2 protein-coding genes are annotated in these 1,092 nt (G+C 40.2%); one reads left to right on the top strand and one right to left on the bottom strand.

Annotated features, from left to right (window positions below; genetic code table 11):
* A partial coding sequence (locus Q8M88_RS00870) for a hypothetical protein (RefSeq protein ID WP_305594133.1) occupies positions 1-546 on the top strand: 546 nt, incomplete at its 5' end.
* A gap of 9 nt (positions 547-555) precedes the next feature.
* On the opposite strand, the gene Q8M88_RS00865 is transcribed toward Q8M88_RS00870, so the two are convergent.
* Positions 556-1,092: hypothetical protein (locus Q8M88_RS00865; protein ID WP_305594131.1), on the bottom strand; the 537-nt coding region annotated here is incomplete at its 5' end.

The following is a 1,092-nucleotide window of genomic DNA, read 5'->3' as shown; positions in this document are numbered from 1 at the left end:
GATTTTGTCCGCGATGAGCGTATTTCGCGCGATTTTGACGGCAAGGGATTTGCCAATGGCGATTTATTTTTTTCAACATTGATTCAATTGGTAAAAGGACGAAAATTCCCTGACACAATGGTCCGGATGGCCGGAAGAACGGCATCGGGAAATCAGCTTGAAGGAGCAAGGTATTCGGATAGCCCGGGATATTTTTTTGATTTCAGCTTCTCCAAAAGCTATGCCGGAAGAAATGAAAAAATCTCGTTATTGCCCTTTGCTTCTTTCGGATTTTACTCCTGGCAAACCAATGACGAATTAAACCTTCAGAACGATGCCTTTATGTATGGTTTGGGTACTGACCTGAAAGGATTGCATTGGACAATTTCAAACTCTTTGTCAGGCTATTCAGGATATAAAAACGAGCGCGATAAGCCGATGGTATATACTTTCGATCTGAAACACCATCTTGCAAATAAAACCGTCAGGCTGCAATATTTACATGGCTTACGCGATTGGACTTACCGTACTGTCAAATTATCCCTGATTTTAAATCTTCAGAAATAATGCCTGCTGTTAATCATTATTTGGCTGATCCTGTTTGCTTTCCTTTAAGCCCAGTGTATTTCTGATCCCGCTGAATAAAGCTTTCCACCAATAATTTGCTACCGATCGTTTTTCATCACGCATGAAGTTTATTTCATCCGGAAGTAATTCATTGCCTCTGGGATTCTTTGACCTCAGTAAAATGCTGTTAGCTAAAAAACTGGCGAATTTTGCTTCTTTGGTATTCCCGTTTTTCATTTCCAAAACTGAAATCTTCATATCATTGTACCCAAAAATAACATATCCACTGGCATTGGTCCGATCGGCAGAAAAAGTAAATTGGAAACGTTCAACTTTTCCTGAACGTATCGAAACCGAAGCAAGTGGTTCCAATACCGGGTTTAAAATGCGCATATTGAACGGGCTTAAACTTCCGGCCACAGTAAAGCGATTTTCAGGATTATTCATCTGGTAGTTCATACTTGTGGTTAATTGGCACGAGTCCATAATTGTTGCAGTTCCGCCAAAACTAAAATCAGGTATTTGGCCGGTTGCTGATTTGATATT

The sequence above is a fragment of the Phenylobacterium sp. genome, assembly GCF_030693805.1.
GTDB lineage: Bacteria > Pseudomonadota > Alphaproteobacteria > Caulobacterales > Caulobacteraceae > Phenylobacterium.
This window is presented reverse-complemented; position numbering and strand designations above follow the sequence as displayed.